This is a genomic window from Pedobacter sp. P26 (assembly GCF_050632135.1).
Taxonomy (GTDB): domain Bacteria; phylum Bacteroidota; class Bacteroidia; order Sphingobacteriales; family Sphingobacteriaceae; genus Pedobacter.
Map to the genome: position 1 here is coordinate 4494462 of NZ_CP192574.1, position 19929 is coordinate 4514390.

16 protein-coding genes are annotated in these 19929 nt (G+C 39.3%); 4 read left to right on the top strand and 12 right to left on the bottom strand.

The window, feature by feature from the left end; genetic code table 11:
• Positions 1–17: 17 nt before the first annotated feature.
• Together ACQ86H_RS20815 and ACQ86H_RS20820 are read left to right on the top strand one after the other, a co-directional pair.
• On the top strand, positions 18–380 hold the full coding sequence (locus tag ACQ86H_RS20815; RefSeq protein ID WP_138820676.1) for a DUF4870 domain-containing protein: 363 nt from the start codon (positions 18–20) through the stop codon (positions 378–380).
• A gap of 116 nt (positions 381–496) precedes the next feature.
• Complete coding sequence (locus ACQ86H_RS20820; RefSeq protein ID WP_138820675.1) at positions 497–1042, top strand: C40 family peptidase; 546 nt, start codon at positions 497–499, stop codon at positions 1040–1042.
• Here ACQ86H_RS20820 and ACQ86H_RS20825 read toward each other — a convergent pair whose 3' ends face one another.
• The 3 genes from ACQ86H_RS20825 to ACQ86H_RS20835 form a co-directional block, all read right to left on the bottom strand.
• On the bottom strand, positions 1043–1648 hold the full coding sequence (locus ACQ86H_RS20825) for a YdeI/OmpD-associated family protein (RefSeq protein WP_138820674.1): 606 nt from the start codon (positions 1646–1648) through the stop codon (positions 1043–1045). It lies immediately after the preceding gene.
• A gap of 24 nt (positions 1649–1672) precedes the next feature.
• On the bottom strand, positions 1673–2560 hold the full coding sequence (locus tag ACQ86H_RS20830; RefSeq protein WP_138820673.1) for a flavin reductase family protein: 888 nt from the start codon (positions 2558–2560) through the stop codon (positions 1673–1675).
• A gap of 276 nt (positions 2561–2836) precedes the next feature.
• Complete coding sequence (locus tag ACQ86H_RS20835) at positions 2837–3835, bottom strand: fumarylacetoacetate hydrolase family protein (RefSeq protein WP_138820672.1); 999 nt, start codon at positions 3833–3835, stop codon at positions 2837–2839.
• A gap of 539 nt (positions 3836–4374) precedes the next feature.
• Here ACQ86H_RS20835 and ACQ86H_RS20840 point away from each other — a divergent pair.
• Positions 4375–5541, top strand: coding sequence for a homogentisate 1,2-dioxygenase (locus ACQ86H_RS20840; RefSeq protein WP_138820671.1), 1167 nt, complete (start codon positions 4375–4377; stop codon positions 5539–5541).
• 160 nt (positions 5542–5701) lie between these two features.
• The gene (gene hppD / locus ACQ86H_RS20845) at positions 5702–6832 is read left to right on the top strand and encodes a 4-hydroxyphenylpyruvate dioxygenase (RefSeq protein ID WP_138820670.1); all 1131 of its coding nucleotides are present in this window, start codon (positions 5702–5704) and stop codon (positions 6830–6832) included.
• Between the two features lie 583 nt (positions 6833–7415).
• Here the strand turns inward: hppD and ACQ86H_RS20850 are convergent.
• The 9 genes from ACQ86H_RS20850 to dnaE form a co-directional block, all read right to left on the bottom strand.
• On the bottom strand, positions 7416–9152 hold the full coding sequence (locus ACQ86H_RS20850) for a thiamine pyrophosphate-dependent enzyme (protein WP_431292361.1): 1737 nt from the start codon (positions 9150–9152) through the stop codon (positions 7416–7418).
• A 597-nt stretch (positions 9153–9749) separates the two neighbouring features.
• Positions 9750–10268, bottom strand: a complete 519-nt coding sequence (locus tag ACQ86H_RS20855) for a DsbA family protein (RefSeq protein WP_138820668.1) — start codon at positions 10266–10268, stop codon at positions 9750–9752.
• Between the two features lie 5 nt (positions 10269–10273).
• Complete coding sequence (locus ACQ86H_RS20860; protein ID WP_138820667.1) at positions 10274–10735, bottom strand: redoxin domain-containing protein; 462 nt, start codon at positions 10733–10735, stop codon at positions 10274–10276.
• A gap of 75 nt (positions 10736–10810) precedes the next feature.
• Entirely contained in the window at positions 10811–11728 is a 918-nt protein-coding gene (locus ACQ86H_RS20865) for a DUF58 domain-containing protein (protein WP_431292362.1), read from the bottom strand.
• Between the two features lie 283 nt (positions 11729–12011).
• Positions 12012–12527, bottom strand: coding sequence for a hypothetical protein (locus ACQ86H_RS20870; protein ID WP_431292363.1), 516 nt, complete (start codon positions 12525–12527; stop codon positions 12012–12014).
• A gap of 1 nt (position 12528) precedes the next feature.
• Positions 12529–13071, bottom strand: coding sequence for a M15 family metallopeptidase (locus tag ACQ86H_RS20875; protein ID WP_431292364.1), 543 nt, complete (start codon positions 13069–13071; stop codon positions 12529–12531).
• A gap of 417 nt (positions 13072–13488) precedes the next feature.
• Complete coding sequence (locus ACQ86H_RS20880; protein ID WP_431292365.1) at positions 13489–14706, bottom strand: PQQ-dependent sugar dehydrogenase; 1218 nt, start codon at positions 14704–14706, stop codon at positions 13489–13491.
• Between the two features lie 127 nt (positions 14707–14833).
• Positions 14834–15154 (bottom strand): thioredoxin, encoded by a 321-nt coding sequence (gene trxA / locus ACQ86H_RS20885; RefSeq protein ID WP_029275428.1) that lies wholly within the window; start codon positions 15152–15154, stop codon positions 14834–14836.
• A gap of 157 nt (positions 15155–15311) precedes the next feature.
• The gene (dnaE, locus tag ACQ86H_RS20890; RefSeq protein ID WP_431295437.1) at positions 15312–19745 is read right to left on the bottom strand and encodes a DNA polymerase III subunit alpha; all 4434 of its coding nucleotides are present in this window, start codon (positions 19743–19745) and stop codon (positions 15312–15314) included.
• Positions 19746–19929 lie beyond the last annotated feature (184 nt).

Below are 19929 nucleotides of genomic sequence, written 5' to 3' on the forward strand. Positions count from 1 at the left end.
AAAAACTAAAAAAATCTATGGAAACAAATTCTCCCTTTAAAACAGTCGACAGTGGAAAAAATGCTGCTGTTGTTAGTTACATCTTTTTAATCGGTTGGCTGGTATCGTACTTTGCTATGTACAAAGACAATAAAACAGCGCTGTCCAGCTATCATTTAAGACAGTCTTTATTGCTTCATTTGGCCATCATTGTACTTAATGTAGCGGTAACGATACTGATTATGATTGTGCCAACTGCTATATTTGGTTATTTAAGTTATGCAGTTTACATTGCCTACATTATTTTGATCATCCTGGGTGCTATAAGTGCGAATAATGGTGAGCAAAAACCACTTCCGTTAATCGGCGACAAAGCGCAAACCATGTTCCCAAGTATATAATCGAAGCCAAATATTTTAATTCGAGTCCGGGTAAGTTAACCCGGACTTTTTTGTTTTAACTCATTTTCAACATTTTAATCGACTTTAGATATTTTTTATATCTTTGGCTCCAACATATGAAGAAAATAATAATCCCGATTTTGTTTTTCATTTTGTCTGCCACGGCAGGAAAAGCCCAAACAATCTTACCCGCTCAATACCAGGACCTGGTAAAGAAATTAGTTGCCAGCCTTCCAAAAAATGCAACAGTTACGGAAAACAACTCTTCCACAAACTCCACAACCCTTATCGATTTTGCCAAAAGTATGTTAGGAATCCCCTATCGTTATGCTACAAGTAACCCGAAAGTTGGTTTTGATTGCTCTGGTTTTGTAAGTTATGTGTTTAGCAATTTTGGCTTTAAAGTTCCACGTTCTTCAAGAGAATTTAGCTATGCGGGTAAAGAAACCAGTTTGGAAAATGCAAAAGTTGGCGACGTACTGATTTTCACAGGCAGTAATTCAAGAATAAGAAGAATCGGTCATGTTGGAATTGTTTATTCTATTGATGAAAACGGGATCAAATTTATTCATGCCTCTTCGGGTAAAGCGCACCAGGTAACCATTACCGATCTTGATGGTCATTATAAGGCCCGCTTCATGAAAATTGTGAGTATTCTTTAATTATTTTTTATATTTCCACATTCTCGTTTTGCCTTCTGCAAGCCATTCTAAAGTGGTTTCCAATCTTTTTATTCTGGTTGCTTCCGTTTTAGCTTCCTCAAGCCACAATACATAATCTTTTTTATTGGATGGACTAAAATTCTGGAATGTCGCTAAAGCTTCAGGGTATTCTTGTAAAGCTTCCATAAAATATTCAGGTATAACCAGTTCTTTCTTCTCAGTAGCTTTTGGTTTTGGTGGTAGTTTTATATTATCCTCATTTAATTGAATGGCTCGCTGAATATAGGCAATCAGGATCTCATCAGATGGCAGGTCATCAAAAGATTTTATTTTACCCAATAAGCCCATGGCTTCAGAATGTTCTTTAAAGATGCCATACTCATCCTGCATTAACGAGCCTTTCCAAAAACCAAAGGCACAATGATGCTTGAAAGACGCCATGTGACAAACCGTACCTTTATAATCGAAGAACGGCATCCCCCATTTAATTTTCTCTTCAATCCGTGCATCCGCCTTATGCACCAGACTCCTTAAATGATCCAAAATCGGAATGGCAAACGCTGCCGAATTAATAATGTACTGGTCTACCTGAACAATTGTGTGCATAACTAAGAGATTACAATAATAAATTTAAAGCAAAACAACCTTTAAAGCAAGGTCTACATCTCCATTATTCAGAAATTTCTTCGCAAGTTCATGCAACTCCCTTTCGCGGTTGGTACTGTCGCCAATTGTGGCATCGAGTACTTCTTTAACTTCGGGATTTGTGTTGATCAGATCAATTTCCTCATCAGTGGGTATTTGCTCAACATTGCCGAGCATGCCTAAATCGTTTCCTGTTAATACTTTCGAAAAGCGGACTGATTGTGGTAAACGATCAACCCCGATACCCAATTTAGCTAAAGGTTTTGCCACTTTAAACAAATTATCCTTTGTAACCCTGCAATACCAGTCGCCACCCAAACGGGCTACCAGATCAATTTTATGCTGGTCGATCCTACCGTTTTCATCTAAAATTTCTTCTTTGATGTGGATTACTTTTATTTCAGCCAGAATCAGGTTTCCTGCGCCATGCTTATCACCCAACGAAATTACTTCATTTACCACACATTCAAATTGCACTGGCGCCTCGGCAACTCTTGGCGGCCAAACCAGATCAGATTTCAGCATGGTAAAACCAGCTTTCTCAAACTCATTTATGCCTTTTGCATACTCGGTACTGGCCAGGCTCATCTGCTGCACCATATCGTAGTTTACAATATTGATCACGCATTCTTTAACCTGTAGTACATTTTCCAGGCTATGTTTAGTGGTATTATCGCGTACCCTCCTCGATGGGGAAAAAATACAGATGGGTGGATTTGTACTAAACATATTAAAGAAACTGAAGGGGCTTAAATTTATATTTCCTTCGGCATCAATAGTTGAGGCAAAACAGATCGGTCGCGGAGCGATAGCGTACTGCAGGTAGTTTTGTAGTTCTACAGGGGTTAAATCGGAGGTATTTAAGGTCAGCAAGGTTTTATTGAGTTAGATTTTAAAATTATTCTTTTTTAGAAAGCAAATGCAGTGGTTATTGGGAAACAGCAGTCCCGCTATACGTTATTATTCCCGATGAAAAATCGGAAGATAGCCGCTGTTGCCGGGTTTACATAGCAAGGTTGACCTAAGTAATATAAACCTGACAATAGCGAACACGAAGTAAGGGCTAGTTCAGCCCTTGCGAAGTAAAGCGGATGGCAAGGCTTCACCAAGCTAAATGCTCAGAACCTTGCTTTCCTTAAACCTCAGAAATTAATTTTTCTTTAAGGCTAAAATCGAAAAATCCGTGTCAGCCTTCGTAATCGTATTGGTCAAAGCACCAAGCCCTGTTATTTCCATCTCCACAACATCACCTGGCTGTAACCATTGTACTTTATAATTTGGATCGTTAAGTAAACCAGTACCATTTAATTCTAAGAAACAACCCGTACCCACCGTTCCTGAACCAATTACATCACCAGGAAGAATATCGACACCATAAGCGCAACGTTCTATAATTTCGGCAAAAGTCCAGTCCATATCAGCAGCATTTCCTTTTGAAACTTCGATGCCGTTTACTCTGCAGGTCATCTTAAGATCGTAAGCATTACCTACATGCCCTTCTTTAGGAGCAACCTTGTACTGCAATAATTCATCAGGCGTTACCAGCCATGGGCCAATTACGGTAGAAAAATCTTTTCCTTTTGCAGGGCCTAAATTCAACAACATCTCTTCCATCTGCAAAGTACGGGCGCTCATATCGTTCATTACCATATAACCTGCAATGTATTCATCAGCCTCAGCGGCTTTAATATTTTTTCCTTTTTTACCGATAACAATAGCAAGCTCCAATTCGAAATCCAGTTTATCAAAATGATCTGGCATGCATTCTATATCTCCTGTACCCTGAATAGCGTTGTGATTGGTGAAATAAAAGATTGGATACTCATCAAATTGAGGAATCATATCTACCTTTCTGTTTCTACGTGCCGCAGCAACATGCTGCCTGAAAGCGTAACCATCACGACAACTGGCAGGATGTGGAACAGGCGCCAAAATCTCATAAAAAATTTCTTCTTTAGCCTCCAGGCTTCCTTCTTTAATCTGATCATCAATGCGTTTTGCCCTTTCCATTAACACCTCTCCTCCCTGCAAAAATTCGTTCATGTTGTCAGGAATAAGCTTATCGCAGCTATTTAAATTATAGATATGCCCACTTACAAACACACCAAGATGCTCTCTGTCTTCGGTTTTATAGGATACTAGTTTCATATATGATTTGGTTAAATACGCGGTAAAGCTAAGCAATTAGGTTATTCAAAATAAAACTTAAGCCGTATTATTTTAACACGGTATATTGTTGAAGGGTTGGTTTTATTACCCGAAAATCTTTTGGCTGAAGTACTTTGAAACGTTTTCAATTGGAAATACCCCCCAATCATCCACCCGATATTCCCAATGGTACACCTGTAGCAGTAGGCACCCCGCTTCTCCCAATTTATCGATAGGCTAAAAAAATTAAACCTGTAAAAATATTTTTCATTGGGATGATTGCATATTAAGTATTTAAAATTTTAACTTTTGAATAAAATACTTACCTTAGTAGTATTAAAACCATGATCTTAAAAGCATTACATATTAATCTGGTAAACGACGCTATTGCAGCCCGTCGCTATAAGATGCTATCCAAGCTGATCATGGCTCAGTATTCACTGTAATTTTATTCACCCTTCTTTTTAATTGAAACGCGTAGCCGTTTTAATTGTTAATTCATTAGGATTTTTCTTTTCTAACCATAACATCATATAATTATGCCTATTTATCATAAATTGGGGCAGATTCCAGCTAAACGTCACACGGTTTTTCGTAAACCTGATGGAAATCTTTATGCCGAAGAATTGGTATCAACCGAAGGTTTTTCCAGTTTATATTCGTTGGTTTATCATTGTCATCCGCCAACCATGGTAAAACATTTGGGAGAACCTTATAGTGTTGAGCCAAAAATCGCACGTGAAAAACACCTGAAGCACACCAGTTTAATCGGTTTCAATATTGAACCTGAAGATGATTTTCTAGAAAGCAGAAAAGCTGTTTTGGTAAATAGCGATCTGCATATCGTTCTGGCTGCGCCTAGGAAAACAATGACCGACTATTTCTACAAAAATAGTCAGGCCGATGAGATGATCTTCGTACATGAAGGTTCTGGAAAGCTGAAAACAGGATTCGGAGAAATTAAGTTTGCTTACGGCGATTACCTGATCATTCCAAGGGGAACCATCTATCAAATGGAATTTGATACCGAACAAAACAGGTTGTTTATTGTAGAAAGTTTTAGTCCGCTAAGACCGCCAAAAAGATATTTAAATCAGTTTGGGCAGTTGATGGAACATTCTCCTTACTGCGAACGCGATTTGAGGCTACCAGAAAACCTGCAAACACACGATGAATACGGCGATTTTAAAGTACTCATTAAAAAACAGGGCTTAATTTATCCATACACTTATGGTACGCATCCTTTTGATTATGTTGGCTGGGACGGTTATCATTATCCCTATGCTTTCTCTATCCACGATTTTGAGCCGATAACAGGACGCCTGCACCAACCGCCTCCGGTTCATCAAACTTTCGAAGGACACAATTTTGTGGTTTGTTCTTTTGTTCCCCGCAAATACGATTACCATCCTGATTCGATCCCTGCGCCTTATAATCACAGTAATGTGGATAGTGATGAAGTGCTTTATTATGTAGATGGTGATTTTATGAGCCGCAAGAGTGTGGTTAAAGGTCAGATTACCTTACACCCAGGCGGTATTCCACATGGGCCACATCCGGGTACTGTAGAAAAATCAATCGGGAAAGAAAAAACAGATGAGCTGGCAGTAATGATCGATCCTTTTAAGCCTTTAATGCTTACACAGGATGCTTTGGATATAGAGGATGAGAATTATCACAAAAGCTGGCAGATTAATGTAGAATAAAATTAGTAGGAAGTCGGGAGATCAAGGTCCGAAGATAACTTGCAGACGAAATAGATGGCTAGCAGTTATCCAACATTTAAACTTTACAACCTTAAAACATTTAAAAACAACATATCACATCCGACTTCGGACCTCCCACCTCGGACTTAAATAAAAACAAATGGAAACACAAACATTCGCAGAAAAAATATCAAAAGCACCAGATTTTTTGCCTATTAACGGAACAGATTATATCGAATTTTATGTAGGCAACGCAAAACAAGCGGCTCATTACTACAAAACGGCATTTGGGTTTCAAAGCCTGGCTTATGCCGGACCGGAAACTGGCGTACGCGATCGTTCGTCGTATGTATTGCAACAGGGTAAAATCAGGCTGATCCTGACCACAGCATTAAAATCTGATCATCCGATATCAGAGCATGTAAAAAAACATGGCGACGGCGTAAAAGTATTGGCGCTTTGGGTGGATGATGCTTATAGTGCCTTTGAAGAAACCACAAAACGTGGCGCCAGGCCATACATGGAGCCTAAAACCTTAACTGATGAACATGGCGAAGTTAAAATGAGCGGTATTTACACTTATGGCGAAACGGTGCACATGTTTATAGAACGTAAAAACTATACCGGAACTTTTATGCCAGGTTACCGGGTATGGGAAAGCGATTATCAACCAGCTGATGCGGGCCTTTTATATATTGATCATTGTGTGGGTAATGTGGGCTGGAACCGCATGAACGAAGCCGTACAATGGTATGAGGATGTAATGGGATTCGTAAATATTCTATCTTTTGATGATAAGCAAATCAATACCGAATATTCAGCTTTGATGAGTAAAGTGATGAGTAATGGTAACGGTTATTCGAAATTCCCGATTAACGAGCCTGCCGAAGGCAAAAAGAAATCGCAAATTGAAGAGTATCTGGAATATTATGAGGGTGAAGGCGTTCAGCATATTGCCGTAGCAACAAAAGATATTGTTAAAACCGTTAAAGAATTAAAATCACGTGGCGTTGAATTTTTAAGTGCTCCACCAGAAGCTTATTATGATATGATGCCTCAGCGTGTGGGCAAAATTGATGAAGAAATAGCCTTATTGGAAAGCCTGGGCATTTTAGTCGATTGCGATGAAGAAGGATATTTATTGCAGATTTTCACCAAACCTGTTGAAGACCGCCCTACCCTTTTCTTCGAGATTATTCAGCGTAAAGGTGCGCAGAGTTTTGGTGCGGGTAACTTCAAAGCACTATTCGAATCGTTGGAACGTGAGCAGGAATTGAGAGGTAATTTATAGTAATTCCGTCATCTCGAGCGGAGTGCAGCGTAGTCGAGAGATCTGTTTTAGATAGATCTCTCCATTCCGCTTCGCTTCAGTCGAGATGACGTTTTTTATTTAGCTCGTCATTCCCGCGCAGGCATATCGTGTGGACACAATTAATTACGATATTTTCTTCCGCTCTATGCCGCGGTGGCATGGTACTTTGGAGCGCCAAAGTACCCAAAGCGCTTCGTCAATCCAGCAATGAGCCTTTTGCACAATCCCATACGCATCAAAAAAACAGTGGCACTTCGTTTTGTGTTCAATCTCTTTTTAAAAAATTAAATCCATCGTCATGAACACAAAACCACTGCGTTTCAGGTTTGTTAGTGCAAGTTTATCCGGACTGCTACTGTTTTTTTGATTTCCCCTGCTCCTGGGATTGACAGCGTCCTTGGCTAAAATTCGTTCTTTATTAAAGTTGGTTAGCAAAATGCCCAAACCATTCTTAAAAAAGATGTGTCCACACGATAGGCGCAGGCGGGAATCTTAATGCTTATGAAACATTAACATGCATTAAGATTCCCAATCAAGTTGGGAATGATGAAACTTTTCTCAACTACAATACTTCTCCCAAATGTTTATAATTCGATTTTATCGTATCCAGAACTTCACTCATTTTACCACCCAGCATTAATTTTGCCATCGATTCTGTCATACCTTTTATTTGTGCCCATTCTATTTTTGGTGGCATTGCCAAGGCATTGGGATTGGTCATGATATTTAACAACACAGGTCCTTCCTCGTTTAACGCATGACTAATCGCAGTTTCCACCTCTTCAGGCCTGGCTACAGTTATTCCTTTAAAGCCCATGGCCTGTGCAACCAACGCAAAATCAGGGTTAATCATATCGGTTTCATTATCGGGTAAGCCATCCACTTCCATTTCCAACTTTACCATTCCCAGGGCCCTGTTGTTAAAAACAATCAATTTTATCGGCAGGTTATACTGTTTAATGGTTGCCAGATCACCCAAAAGCATTGATAAGCCGCCATCACCACAAAGCGCAATTACCTGCTGCTGTGGATGCGCCAAGGCTGCACCAATGGCCATCGGCATAGCATTGGCCATAGAACCATGATTAAAAGATCCAAGCATTTTACGTTTACCTGTTCCATCGATAAAACGTGCTCCCCAAACACAGCACATCCCGGTATCTACCGTAAAAATAGCATCATCGGCTGCTAAACGATTTATGGTTTCAGCTACAAATTCAGGTTGGATTTTATTTTCCTCACCCTGATCTTTAACATAAACCTGTTGCTGTTCTTTCACTTTCTGATAAAACTCTAATTGAGATTTTAAGAAGCTATCATCTTTCTTTTCGGAGAGAAGTGGTAATAATGCTTTAATCGAATCGCCGATGTTTCCACATAAACCTATGGTAAGTTTAGCCCTCCTGCCCAAACGCTCAGGTTTTTCATCAATTTGCACAATTTTGTTCTTTACAGGCATGAAATTTACATAAGGAAAATCAGTTCCCAGTAGAAGCACTACATCGGCCTCGTGCATGGCGTGATAGCCAGATGGCTGTCCTAAAAGTCCTGTCATACCCACTTCATAAGGATTATTGTATTGTATCCCCATTTTCCCTCTGAATGAAAACCCTACCGGCGCTTTTAATTTACCTGCTAATTCTACCACTTCATCATGTGCATCGGCAGCGCCTATCCCACAATAAAGCATAATTTTCTTTTCACCATTCAGTAAAGTTGACAGTTCATTTAATTCCAGATCTGATGGCCGGACCACCGGTTTATTGTTGAACAATTGCATAGATGTTACGCTCTCCACTGCATCCATTTGCGCTACATCACCAGGCAAACCGAATACGGCAACACCTTTTTTATGAATGGCATGCTGAACAGCTGTTTGAAACATTCTTGGTACCTGCTCCGCAGTGGTAGCTACCTGGTTATAATAACTACAATCATCAAATAATTTTATGGTATTCGTTTCCTGAAAAAAGTCCATTCCAAATTCCCCTGTTGGTATGGTGGAGGCTATGGCAATTACGGGAACATGTGATCGATGTGCATCGTAAAGGCCGTTAATCAAATGCACGTGGCCCGGACCACAGCTACCCGCACAACAGGCAATCCCGTCAAGTTCGGCTTCGGCTGCTGCTGCAAATGCACCAGCCTCTTCATTACGTACGTGGATCCACTTTATTTTGCCATTTCTTCTTACAGCATCGTTAAAATAATTTAAACTGTCTCCGGTAACGGCATAAACTCTTTTTACACCAACCTCAACCAGCATTTCAACCAGTTGTTCTGCAACATTTTTACCCATGAAAGTATTTTTTAATGATGGATTTTATATAGCTACTAAATAGAAGAAGCTGGTATATTGTTTTAGCCTAGAAGCAGAAAAGAACCAATCTGACCTTACAAAGACTTTATACCAACAATTTGTAACATAAGTAAAGTTTATAATAGCTGCATGAAGTTTCTTCACTAAAACTTCATAAATGAAGTGCACCTTTGAAATAACAAAACACGAAGCGATTTCAATTTTGTTAAATTCTAAAAACTCATAATTAGTTTTTTAGTTTTCCGGTTACCCTTATCTGATACCTCATGTATTGCAAAATACATGAGGTTTTTTTTATAAATTAGCCAATAACCTCAGTTCGAATTAGTGAAATATTTTAAAGGTTTCCTATAGATATTTTTAATAATATTCATCACCCTGACCTGTAGTATAGCGGAAGAGACATTAAACCGAGCCCTAAGCGAGCTCACCGCAGGTAATTTATTTCAGGGTCTATCTAGCAGAAAAGATCCCGAAACCCGAAACGGTATCAACAATAAATATAATGATGGCTAAATGTTTAGCCACGAATATAAAAAAGAGAAATCAAGTTTTTAAAACTTGACTTCTCTAAAATCACTCCGTACTTTCCTTAAGCATTTGATACAAATCAGCAGCTCCGCCATCAAATTTGGTTCCGTTTACATAAAATGATGGTGTTCCATTTACGCCACTGCGCATACCGCTGTCAAAATTGTCTTCTATAATAGTTTTGATCTTTTCTGAAGCACTATCTTTCTGAAACTGTTCTAAATCCAACCCAATGGTTTCGGCCAGTTCGTCGAACAGCTCGCCATTTAAACGATACTGGTTTTCGTAAAGTGCATCGTGCATATCCCAAAATTTGCCTTGCAATGCCGCTGCTTCAGCCGCAATGGCTGCCGGAAAAGCATATTCGTGCGCATTGGCCAAAGGAAAATGGCGGAAAACAAATCTGATCTGATGACCAAAAGTTTCTTCAATTTCTTTCATGATGGGATAAGCATCTCCACAGTATGGACACTGATAATCGCCAAACTCCACAATGGTAATACTTGCCGAATCATTACCTTGAATATGATCCTGATCGTTTACTTCGGGTTTTAATGTGCTCATCGCTTTTATTTTTTGCTTAATTCTTCCAATGCATCCAAAATCCCATCAGCACCAGGGTTAACGGCTACAGGTGATAAATAACTCCAGGCAATTTTTCCGTCTTTATCAATCACAAACAGTGCCCGTTTACTTTCGCCAACTTCATCATCATATACACCATAAGCTTTAGAGACCGCACCTTTTGGTTCAAAATCAGCCAGTAACGGGAAATGTAGTTTTCTGTTTTCTTCAAAAGCAAGGTGGCACCAAACACTGTCTACAGAGACACCAAAAATCTGTGCATCATACTTGTTAAAATATTTTAGCATTTCGTTATAAAGTGCCATTTGGTCGCTGCAAACCGGACTCCAATCCGCAGGATAAAAAGCCAGGATAACATTTTTGCCTTTAAAATCTTTAAGTTTTATTTTCTGATCAGGAGTAGCATTCAATTCGAAATCTGGTGCTGTAGCGCCTTTTTCTAACATATTATCGAGTTTAAATTAAATCGTTTATTAATTAACAGTGTACCCGTACTGTTGTTTTTGTTTTGAAACAAAAGCTTAGCCTAATTTTTGCCTTTTAATTAAATATGACTGGAGAACAGGATAAAATCCTTCATTCATATCGGCATCAATTAAGTCGATTTTATATTGGGCACATTTTAAAGCAATCTGCTGGCGGTAACCGGAAACAGCTGCAGTATAATTTTCCTTTACCTGATTGGTATGTACTTTAATAGTTTCGCCGGTTTCCATATCAATAAACTGATATGGGCGGTTTTCAAAATTAAAATCTACCTCTTTTATTTTATCAACCACATTAAAAACCACTACTTCATGTTTGTTAAATTTCAAGTGCTGTAAAGCATCAAAAAACTGATCGGTTTTATCGGCATTGGTCTGCGTATTGAAGAGATCACTGAAGACAATTACCAATGAGCGTTTGTGGATTAGTTCTGCCACCTGGTGCAGTGCCTCGCTTAAATTAGTCTGTGCATTTACCTTTGGTTTCTGCAGCAGTTCTTCCAGTTGGGTAAATAAATATTTCTGATGCACCGTAGTCGATTTTGCCGGAGAATTTAACAATATCTCATCGGTAAATAGACTTAATCCGAAAGCATCGCGCTGTTTTTTTAGCAGGTACATTAAAGATGCCACAGCCTGTATCGAGAAAATCAGTTTGTTATTTTTCGGCTCCGGGAAATACATCGATGAGGAAACATCGATTACAAACTGGCAACGTAGGTTGGTTTCTTCTTCGAAACGTTTGCTGTAAAGTTTATCGGTTTTAGCATATAATTTCCAGTCGATATTTTTAACGTTATCGCCATTATTGTATTGGCGGTGCTCTGCAAACTCAACGGAAAAGCCATGAAACGGACTTTTATGCAAGCCCGTAATAAAACCTTCTACCACTTGCCGGGCCAGCAATTCTAAATTACCATAGCTTGTTTCATTCTCGTAGTTTACAACCTGCATATCGTAAAGCTAGTAAAAGATTTATTAAAAAAATGAAAAACTGGCCAACACTTCCAAAGTTTCAAACGCAACACAGTAGCCAACTGAAAACTTAAAATTTAAAACTGTAAACTGATTAGGGCGTTCCCCAAGCTACGCAAGGGGCAGGCTTTGCAGGGCTGCGCTTCGCTCCGGTACCGATGAAAGATCGGTACTGGACCCTTACAATCCCTAACGCAAAACCTACCGCTTTAAAATGATAAAAAAGACCTCGCAGGTTTATGAAACCTGCGAGGTCTAAAACCTATTTTTCATTTAAAATATCCATAATTTGCTCAAGCCCAGCTTTTATTTCAACGTATGATAATACTAAAGTATTGGGCTTTACTATAGTTTTAATCACCTTATCTCCAAACAAATAATAACGGGTTTCTATGCTACTTTTAATTTTAAACCCTTTTAAAGAAATCGGCTTATTGTAAAATACTTCTTTCTTATATAAAAAGAACAAACCACTGTTGTTGAAATAATAATCAGATTCGGCCTTTCCGGTTTCGCCATAAAAAACACAATGTATCTTTTTAAGTGCGCCTTTACTATAATAGCCAGTTACCTCACCACCTTCCGCCGACATTCCGAAAGCATCTCTTTTTTTCTTTTTATAAAACTTCAGTTTTTTGTTGATCGAGGCAAAATCAGATTTGATTTTCTTTATTATAGCCACGCTATCTATAGCATCATTAACTGGATTGTTATCAACTGCAAAAGTATTATTGCTGCTGCAAATAACAACAATTAACAATATTAGAAGTCTCTTCATGCTATTTTCCATTTTTTAAATCTTTAATACTTTTCCCAAAAGTCATCTGAAAGTGTGGATAATCTTTAAACCCCTTCCAATTCCCTCCCCATTCAAATCCGAGTTGTTCTCCAAATTGAACGACTTCTCTTGGCAAAATACTCCAAATTGCCTGCCCTTCTTTCACAATTACCACATCCATAGCTAAAGCATAATTATGATAACTTGAACCACCCTTTGCCTTGGTAACAATATTACCTGGAGTTGTTCTCCCCTGATTATATAACGCATTTTGTTCAGCAATCGTTCTTAAAGCTTGTACAATCCTCAATTGTATCCCAAGCTCCTCTTCAACTGTATTGATAAATTCTCTTGCAGGATTTTGCAATCTTCTATCTAAAGTTAAAATTCTTTTATTTGTTGTATCATCCCAAGTTGGCCTTAAATGTCTGGGTAATCCATTTTCAACAATTAATAGCAAAGAGTTTGTCTTTTTGTTAAACTTTATCACTCTTCTTCTATCCCAAATTATTCCCGAATCGAGATGATAATAATCTATATCCACCCCACCTTTTGCAAATTTTTTTCTACTACATAATTTTTATGAATAGTATCAATAATTAACGTTATTGAAGAGCTGGAGTATGAACATGAGTTAAAACTCTGAAATGATTTAAAAGGATCATAAAAAGTAAATAAAATACCTGCATTCCTTTTTTCCTTTAAAGAATATTCCATAATTATCTTATTAATGTTTTGACAACTAATTATTAAATCACAATAAAATAATAGGGAATAATAATTTTACAGCAATTAAAATGCCATAATATCCAAACCTTGTAAATTTTAAAAACCTGCAGGGTTTGGACAGAACTTATAAAATAATACCCCGCAAGTTAAACCTGCGGGGTATTATCGGAAAATATTTTCAATTTATTTTCGATTCCTTGCTTGGTGGCTCACCAAACAGTTTTATCAAATATTATTTCTTCGCAATCCTATACAAATGTCCGTTATCAGTTACCGAATAAAGTGCTCCGTCTTTACCTTCTGCCATATCGCGGAAACGCTCACCCTTACCTTCCAGCAAGCGCTCTTCGCCAACAATTTTATTGTCCTTAATTACCAAACGAATAATGTGCGAACCGCCCAAACCGCCTACAAATAAATTGCCTTTCCACTCGGCTATGCTGTTACTGTTGTAAAACGCAATACAACCAGGTGAAATACTTGGATTCCAGTAATAAACCGGTTGTTCCATTCCTTCTTTTTGCTGAATACCATCTCCAACCTTTTTACCGCTGTATTCTGTTCCGTAGGTAATGATTGGCCAGCCATAATTTTTACCCGGCTTAATGATATTTACTTCATCACCACCTTTTGGTCCAAACTCTGCCTCCCATAAATCGCCTGTTGACGGATTAATGGCTAAACCATCCGGGTTACGGAGTCCATAAGCATAAATTTCAGGTCGGGCATCCGCTTGACCAGCAAATGGACCATTTGCAACCGCTTTTCCCTCTGGGGTAAGGTGCAAAATTTTACCTAATGAAGAATTTAAATATTGTGCCTGTATCCTGATATCGTTACCTGAACGTTCGCCTGTACTTACAAATAAGTTTCCGTTTTTATCAAAAACAATTCTAGATCCATACTGAAGTTTACCCGTATAAGCAGGTGTAGCACGGTAAATAATGGTCTGGTTTTCTATCGAAGTTTCGTTTGCAGCCAGTTTACCCTTAGCAATGGCCAATAAAACGCCTTTATCCTGTGGCTCCGAATAAGCCCAATAAATCATTCTGTTTTTTGCAAAGTTGGGATCTAAGGTTACATCCAGTAAACCACCCTGACCGGATGGATCAACCTTTGGTAAACCGGTAATTTTTTTACTTAGTTTTCCATCAGGGGTAAGGATCACCATGGTGCCCTGCTTTTGTGTGATCAGAAAACCACCATTGGGAAGTACTGAAATTGCCCATGGATTTTCTAATTTTTCATTGATGACCGTAATATCCAGAGGGGTTTTGGTTTTTATGCCTGCAATTCTGGTCTGCCCGGCAAAGGCAGGTTTATAATCAGCTGAAGGTTCATTGGTCTCAACAGGGTTTTGAGCCGAAACACAGGCAATATTTGCACAGTTTAGTGCAAAACCTGCCACTAAAATCCCTAAAGTTTTATTGTTAAATAAGTGAATAGACATGATTGTTAGTTTTTTATTAAAGAAACAAAATTATGTTTGCAATAAAAAACCCAAATCCATCAAATGAACCTGGGTTTTAAATATGTTACAAGCCTTTAGGCTTTGATCTTTTTGCTTTAAGCTTAAACTAAGCCAATTGCTTGTTCAATTTTTCTGCTAATACTGATTTAGGAACAGCACCAACTTGTTTGTCTACCACCTGGCCATCTTTAAAGTATAATAAAGCAGGGATGTTACGGATACCAAACTGCATCGAGATTTGAGGATTGTTATCAACGTTTACTTTTCCAACTACCGCTTTACCATCATACTCTTTTGCGATTTCTTCTACAACTGGACCAACCATGCGACAAGGGCCACACCATTCTGCCCAAAAATCTACTAATACGGGTTTATCTGATTTTAATACAAGCTCCTCGAAGTTTGCATCTGTGATTTCTAATGCCATAATTATTTTTTTTATGTTCAAATATATGTATTCAATTGTAATGCCATAACATCTGTAATGTCAATTTGACATTATTTTGAGGTATAGGGTATAAAGGTAAAGGGTTGAAGGTTTTAGATGCTTAAGCCTTTCGCCTTAAACCTTCCCGCCTTCCGCCTTAATTAAGCTTGTAATTTACAACATTCATTCCCATCAATTGTTCTAAGAACTTATTGTTGGGGTTTATTTTTAAATTTTTAGAAGGTAAATCGAGCATAATCTGCTTTTCGCTATCAAAAACAGCGAAGTTAAGTTGACAGTTCTGCTGTTCGGAGTTTGCCTTATTGTCTGCTAATATCGCCTCAATTTCTCGCATTAATTGATCGTTAACCCGCTCAATAGGCACCTGAATAGTTAAACTCTTCGCTAATTTATCCCGTAGTTCAGACATCAGGTTGATTGAGGTAATTTTAAACTCCCAATCGCCTGCTTTTCCAAAACGTTCACCTACCCTTCCTCTGATCTGCAGGAAATATCCTTCGGTTAAAAACGATTTAAATTTTAGAAAATCTTCACCAAACAAGGCCATTTCGCTGGCGTCTTCATAATCTTCGAAAACAAAAGTTCCGAATGGTTTACCGGTTTTGGTAATGCGTTGCGATGCCGCTACCACTAAGCCACCTACGCAAAGCTCGCGGTTTTTAAGTTTTTCGAACTCTGCCAGAACCTCTTCATTACTATCGCCCATGCGTACCTTGTTAATAATACTGAGTTGCCTCACACCATGGGTGCAGAATTTATCGAGTTCGAGTTTATAGTTATCCAGTGGATGACCGGAAAGGAAAATCCCGATGGCATCTTTTTCATACTTCAGTCTGTCCATTAAAGCCCACTCCGGAGAAACAGGCAAACTAGGTTCTAAAATCAGATCGGCTTTTGATCCACCGAACAATGAAGCCTGAGAAGTGCTTTCGTTATTTTGGAAGTCGTTGGCATATTTAATAATCTTTTCAATGCCATTCATTTTATCATTCGGCCCGATATAGAAATATTGTGCCCTGTGTCCGCCAAATGCATCGAAAGCCCCGCTGTATACAAAACTCTCATAAGCCTTTTTATTTACAATGCGGGTATTAGAGCGCTTAGCAAAATCGTAAACACTATTATAAGGCCCATTTGCCAGTCTTTCTTCTATAATACTTTCTACCGCCTTTTCGCCCACACCTTTTACTGCCGACATTCCAAAACGGACTTCACCTTTGGCATTTACTGAAAATTTAAGATCAGATTCGTTAACATCAGGCCCTAATACGGTAACACTCATCTGGCGACATTCTTCCATAAAGAAAGCCACCTGTTTAATATCACTCATGTTATTCGAAAGTACCGCGGCCATATATTCGGCAGGGTAATGCGCCTTTAAATATGCTGTTTGATAAGCAATCCAGGCATAACAGGTAGAGTGCGATTTGTTGAAAGCGTAGGATGCAAAAGCTTCCCAATCTTTCCATATTTTTTCTAAAGTTGCAGCATCATGACCTTTTTCGGCCGCCTGCTTCACAAATTTAGGTTTCATTTTATCCAGAACATCTTTCTGTTTCTTACCCATCGCCTTACGCAGTACATCGGCCTCACCTTTGGTAAATCCGGCCAGTTTCTGCGATAAAAGCATTACCTGTTCCTGGTAAACGGTAATACCATAAGTTTCTTTCAGGTATTCTTCGCAGGCATCTAAATCATATTTGATTTCTTCCTCACCATTTTTACGACGCACGAAACTTGGGATATACTCCATCGGTCCAGGGCGGTATAAGGCGTTCATGGCAATTAAATCGTCAAAAACCGTTGGCTTAAGTTCTTTCATGTACTTCTGCATACCCGGACTCTCGTACTGGAAGATACCGATGGTTTCACCACGCTGGAAAAGTTCGTAAGTCATTACATCATCAATCGGGAAATTATCCGGATTAAGGTCGATGCCATGTCGTTTCTTTACCAGTTTTACAGTATCCTTAATCAGGGTTAAGGTTTTTAACCCCAGGAAGTCCATTTTTAATAAACCTGCGCTTTCTACAACGGAGTTATCAAACTGGGTAACGTATAAATCAGAATCTTTGGCTACGGATACGGGAACGAAATTGGTAATATCACTCGGTGTAATAATTACCCCACAGGCGTGAATACCTGTATTCCTCAATGATCCTTCTAAAATCTGTGCCTGTTGTATGGTTTCGGCACTTAAATCTTTTAAACTGCCTAAGTTTTTTAACTCTACTACACGTTCGTATTCATCGGGGCGCAAAGCATCTTTTAAACTCTTTTCATCGAGGGTAAAGAGTTTGGCCAGCTTCATGTTCGGGATCAGCTTGGCAATTTTATCGGCCTCGAAAAGTGGCAGATCCAATACACGGGCCGTATCCCGGATAGAAGATTTTGCCGCCATGGTTCCGTAGGTAATAATCTGCGCCACCTGGCTGGAACCGTATTTATTGATTACGTATTCCATTACGCGGCCCCGGCCCTCGTCATCAAAATCGATATCGATATCGGGCATGGATACACGATCGGGATTTAAGAAACGCTCAAAAAGGAGATCGTACTTAATCGGATCGATATTCGTAATCCACAGGCAGTAGGCAACCACCGAACCGGCAGCAGAACCACGCCCAGGACCTACTGAAACGTCTCTTCGCCGGGCTTCGGCAATAAAATCCTGTACGATCAGGAAATAACCCGGATAACCTGTTTTCTCAATGGTTTGTAATTCAAAGTCTAAACGTTCAGTAACCTCGGGGGTTAACGTACCATAACGTTTTTTAGCTCCTTCGTAAGTAAGGTGACGTAAAAACTTATTCTCTCCGCGTTTTCCACCGTCGGCTTCATCCTCGGCAACCAAAAATTCTTCAGGAATATCGAATTTCGGTAAGAGTACCTCGCGGGCAAGTTTGTAAATTTCAATTTTATCAAGAATTTCCTGAATATTCAGGATTGCCTCGGGCAGGTCGGCAAAAAGCGTCTTCATTTCATCGCCCGATTTGAAGTAGTACTCCTGGTTTGGCAATCCATAACGGTAACCGCGACCGCGACCGATCGGCGTAGCCTGTTTTTCACCGTCTTTTACACAAAGTAAAATATCGTGCGCGTTGGCATCCTTTTTATTAATGTAATAGGTGTTATTGGTGGCTACCAGTTTAACCGCATGTTTATTGGCCAGGGCAATTAAAGTTTCGTTTACACGGTCTTCATCTTCCTGGTTGTGGCGCATTACCTCTACGTAAAAATCATCACCAAACTGAGCTTTCCACCAAAGTAAAGCCTCTTCTGCCTGATTTTCGCCGAGGTTCAATATTTTATTCGAAATCTCTCCTGAAAGGTTTCCAGAAAGGACAATAATATCTTCTTTGTACTGTTCAATTACCTGTCTATCGATACGTGGGACGTAATAAAAACCTTTGGTATAGGCTATAGACGACATTTTAGCTAAATTATGATAGCCTTTTTTGTTCTTCGCCAACAGTACCATCTGGTAACCGTTGTCTTTTGCCGTGCGGTCTAAATGGTTATTACAAACAAAAAATTCTACCCCAACAATAGGCGTCATTACCACTTCAGTTGGGCGCTCGCCCGCTTCAATAGCAGCTGCGTTTTTAGCTTCGGCAGCTTTATTATGGTTTAAAACATGGTTAACAAAGTGGAAAGCCCCCATCATATTCGCATGATCGGTCATCGCTACCGCAGGCATTTTTTGTGCAGCTGCCGCTTTTACCAGATCGGGAATACTGATGGTACTCTGCAATACCGAAAACTGGGTGTGGTTATGCAAATGTACAAAAGTTGCTGCAGCAAGCTCTTGTTTATTACCTGCTAACGTTTGTTTAGAAATTCCGCTGCCCTCTGTTTTTTGCTGGCGTTTGCGGATTTCATCAGATGCGGCTTTTAGGTTGATGTGTTTTAAACCAACTCCTTCAATAGTACCAGGATTTACTTCCCTGAAGCGTGGGAAATATTCAACATCAACAAGCAGTTCTTCTTTTTTGAAAACCTCTCTTTTTACCAGCTCCAGGAAACAACGCGTGGTTGCCTCCACATCGGCAGTAGCATTGTGGGCTTCGTTAAAAGGAACGCCAAATAAGTAAGAATGCAATTCTGTTAAGGTTGGCAGTTTAAATTTACCACCCCTACCTCCAGGCAATTGTAAAAGCTGTGCGGTAACTTCAGTACAGGTATCCAAAACAGGCATTTCGGCCAGGCGGTTGGCTACACCAAAACGGTAAAATTCGCAGCCCATAATGTTTACATCGAAGCCAACATTCTGGCCCACAACAAATTTGGCTTTGTTTAAAACTTCGTTAAACTTAGCCAGCATTTCGTCAAAACCAATCCCCTGCTCGGCAGCAAGTTCGGTCGAAATACCGTGGATCCGTTCTGCATCATACGGAATGTTAAATCCCTCTGGTTTAACCAGATAATCCTGATGCTCAACCAATCTCCCCATCTCATCGTGCAATTGCCAGGCAATTTGTATACAACGCGGCCAGTTATCCGTATCGGTAATAGGTGCATTGTAATTGCGGGGCAAACCCGTGGTTTCAGTATCAAAAATTAAGTACATATTGTGCGGCAAAGAATTAACCGTTGTAGAATAATAACGGTTCTTCAAAAATAGGGAATTTGAGGGTTGATGCTGTCATCGTTTTATCAACAAAATGTGGTATAAAAGAAAAAATATATTTCGTTATTGCAATGCAAAAGTATGTACACAGAACTTAAAATAGTCTACGTTTGCAAACGAGGAT

Excerpts from the sequence above, each read along its gene's own strand:
- ACQ86H_RS20815 (WP_138820676.1), top strand. The coding sequence starts at position 18 with ATGGAAACAAATTCTCCCTTTAAAACAGTCGACAGTGGAAAAAATGCT.
- ACQ86H_RS20820 (WP_138820675.1), top strand. The coding sequence starts at position 497 with ATGAAGAAAATAATAATCCCGATTTTGTTTTTCATTTTGTCTGCCACG.
- ACQ86H_RS20825 (WP_138820674.1), bottom strand. The coding sequence starts at position 1,648 with ATGCACACAATTGTTCAGGTAGACCAGTACATTATTAATTCGGCAGCG.
- ACQ86H_RS20835 (WP_138820672.1), bottom strand. The coding sequence starts at position 3,835 with ATGAAACTAGTATCCTATAAAACCGAAGACAGAGAGCATCTTGGTGTG.
- ACQ86H_RS20840 (WP_138820671.1), top strand. The coding sequence starts at position 4,375 with ATGCCTATTTATCATAAATTGGGGCAGATTCCAGCTAAACGTCACACG.
- hppD (WP_138820670.1), top strand. The coding sequence starts at position 5,702 with ATGGAAACACAAACATTCGCAGAAAAAATATCAAAAGCACCAGATTTT.
- ACQ86H_RS20850 (WP_431292361.1), bottom strand. The coding sequence starts at position 9,152 with ATGGGTAAAAATGTTGCAGAACAACTGGTTGAAATGCTGGTTGAGGTT.
- ACQ86H_RS20855 (WP_138820668.1), bottom strand. The coding sequence starts at position 10,268 with ATGAGCACATTAAAACCCGAAGTAAACGATCAGGATCATATTCAAGGT.
- ACQ86H_RS20860 (WP_138820667.1), bottom strand. The coding sequence starts at position 10,735 with ATGTTAGAAAAAGGCGCTACAGCACCAGATTTCGAATTGAATGCTACT.
- ACQ86H_RS20865 (WP_431292362.1), bottom strand. The coding sequence starts at position 11,728 with ATGCAGGTTGTAAACTACGAGAATGAAACAAGCTATGGTAATTTAGAA.
- ACQ86H_RS20870 (WP_431292363.1), bottom strand. The coding sequence starts at position 12,527 with ATGAAGAGACTTCTAATATTGTTAATTGTTGTTATTTGCAGCAGCAAT.
- ACQ86H_RS20880 (WP_431292365.1), bottom strand. The coding sequence starts at position 14,706 with ATGTCTATTCACTTATTTAACAATAAAACTTTAGGGATTTTAGTGGCA.
- trxA (WP_029275428.1), bottom strand. The coding sequence starts at position 15,154 with ATGGCATTAGAAATCACAGATGCAAACTTCGAGGAGCTTGTATTAAAA.
- dnaE (WP_431295437.1), bottom strand. The coding sequence starts at position 19,745 with ATGTACTTAATTTTTGATACTGAAACCACGGGTTTGCCCCGCAATTAC.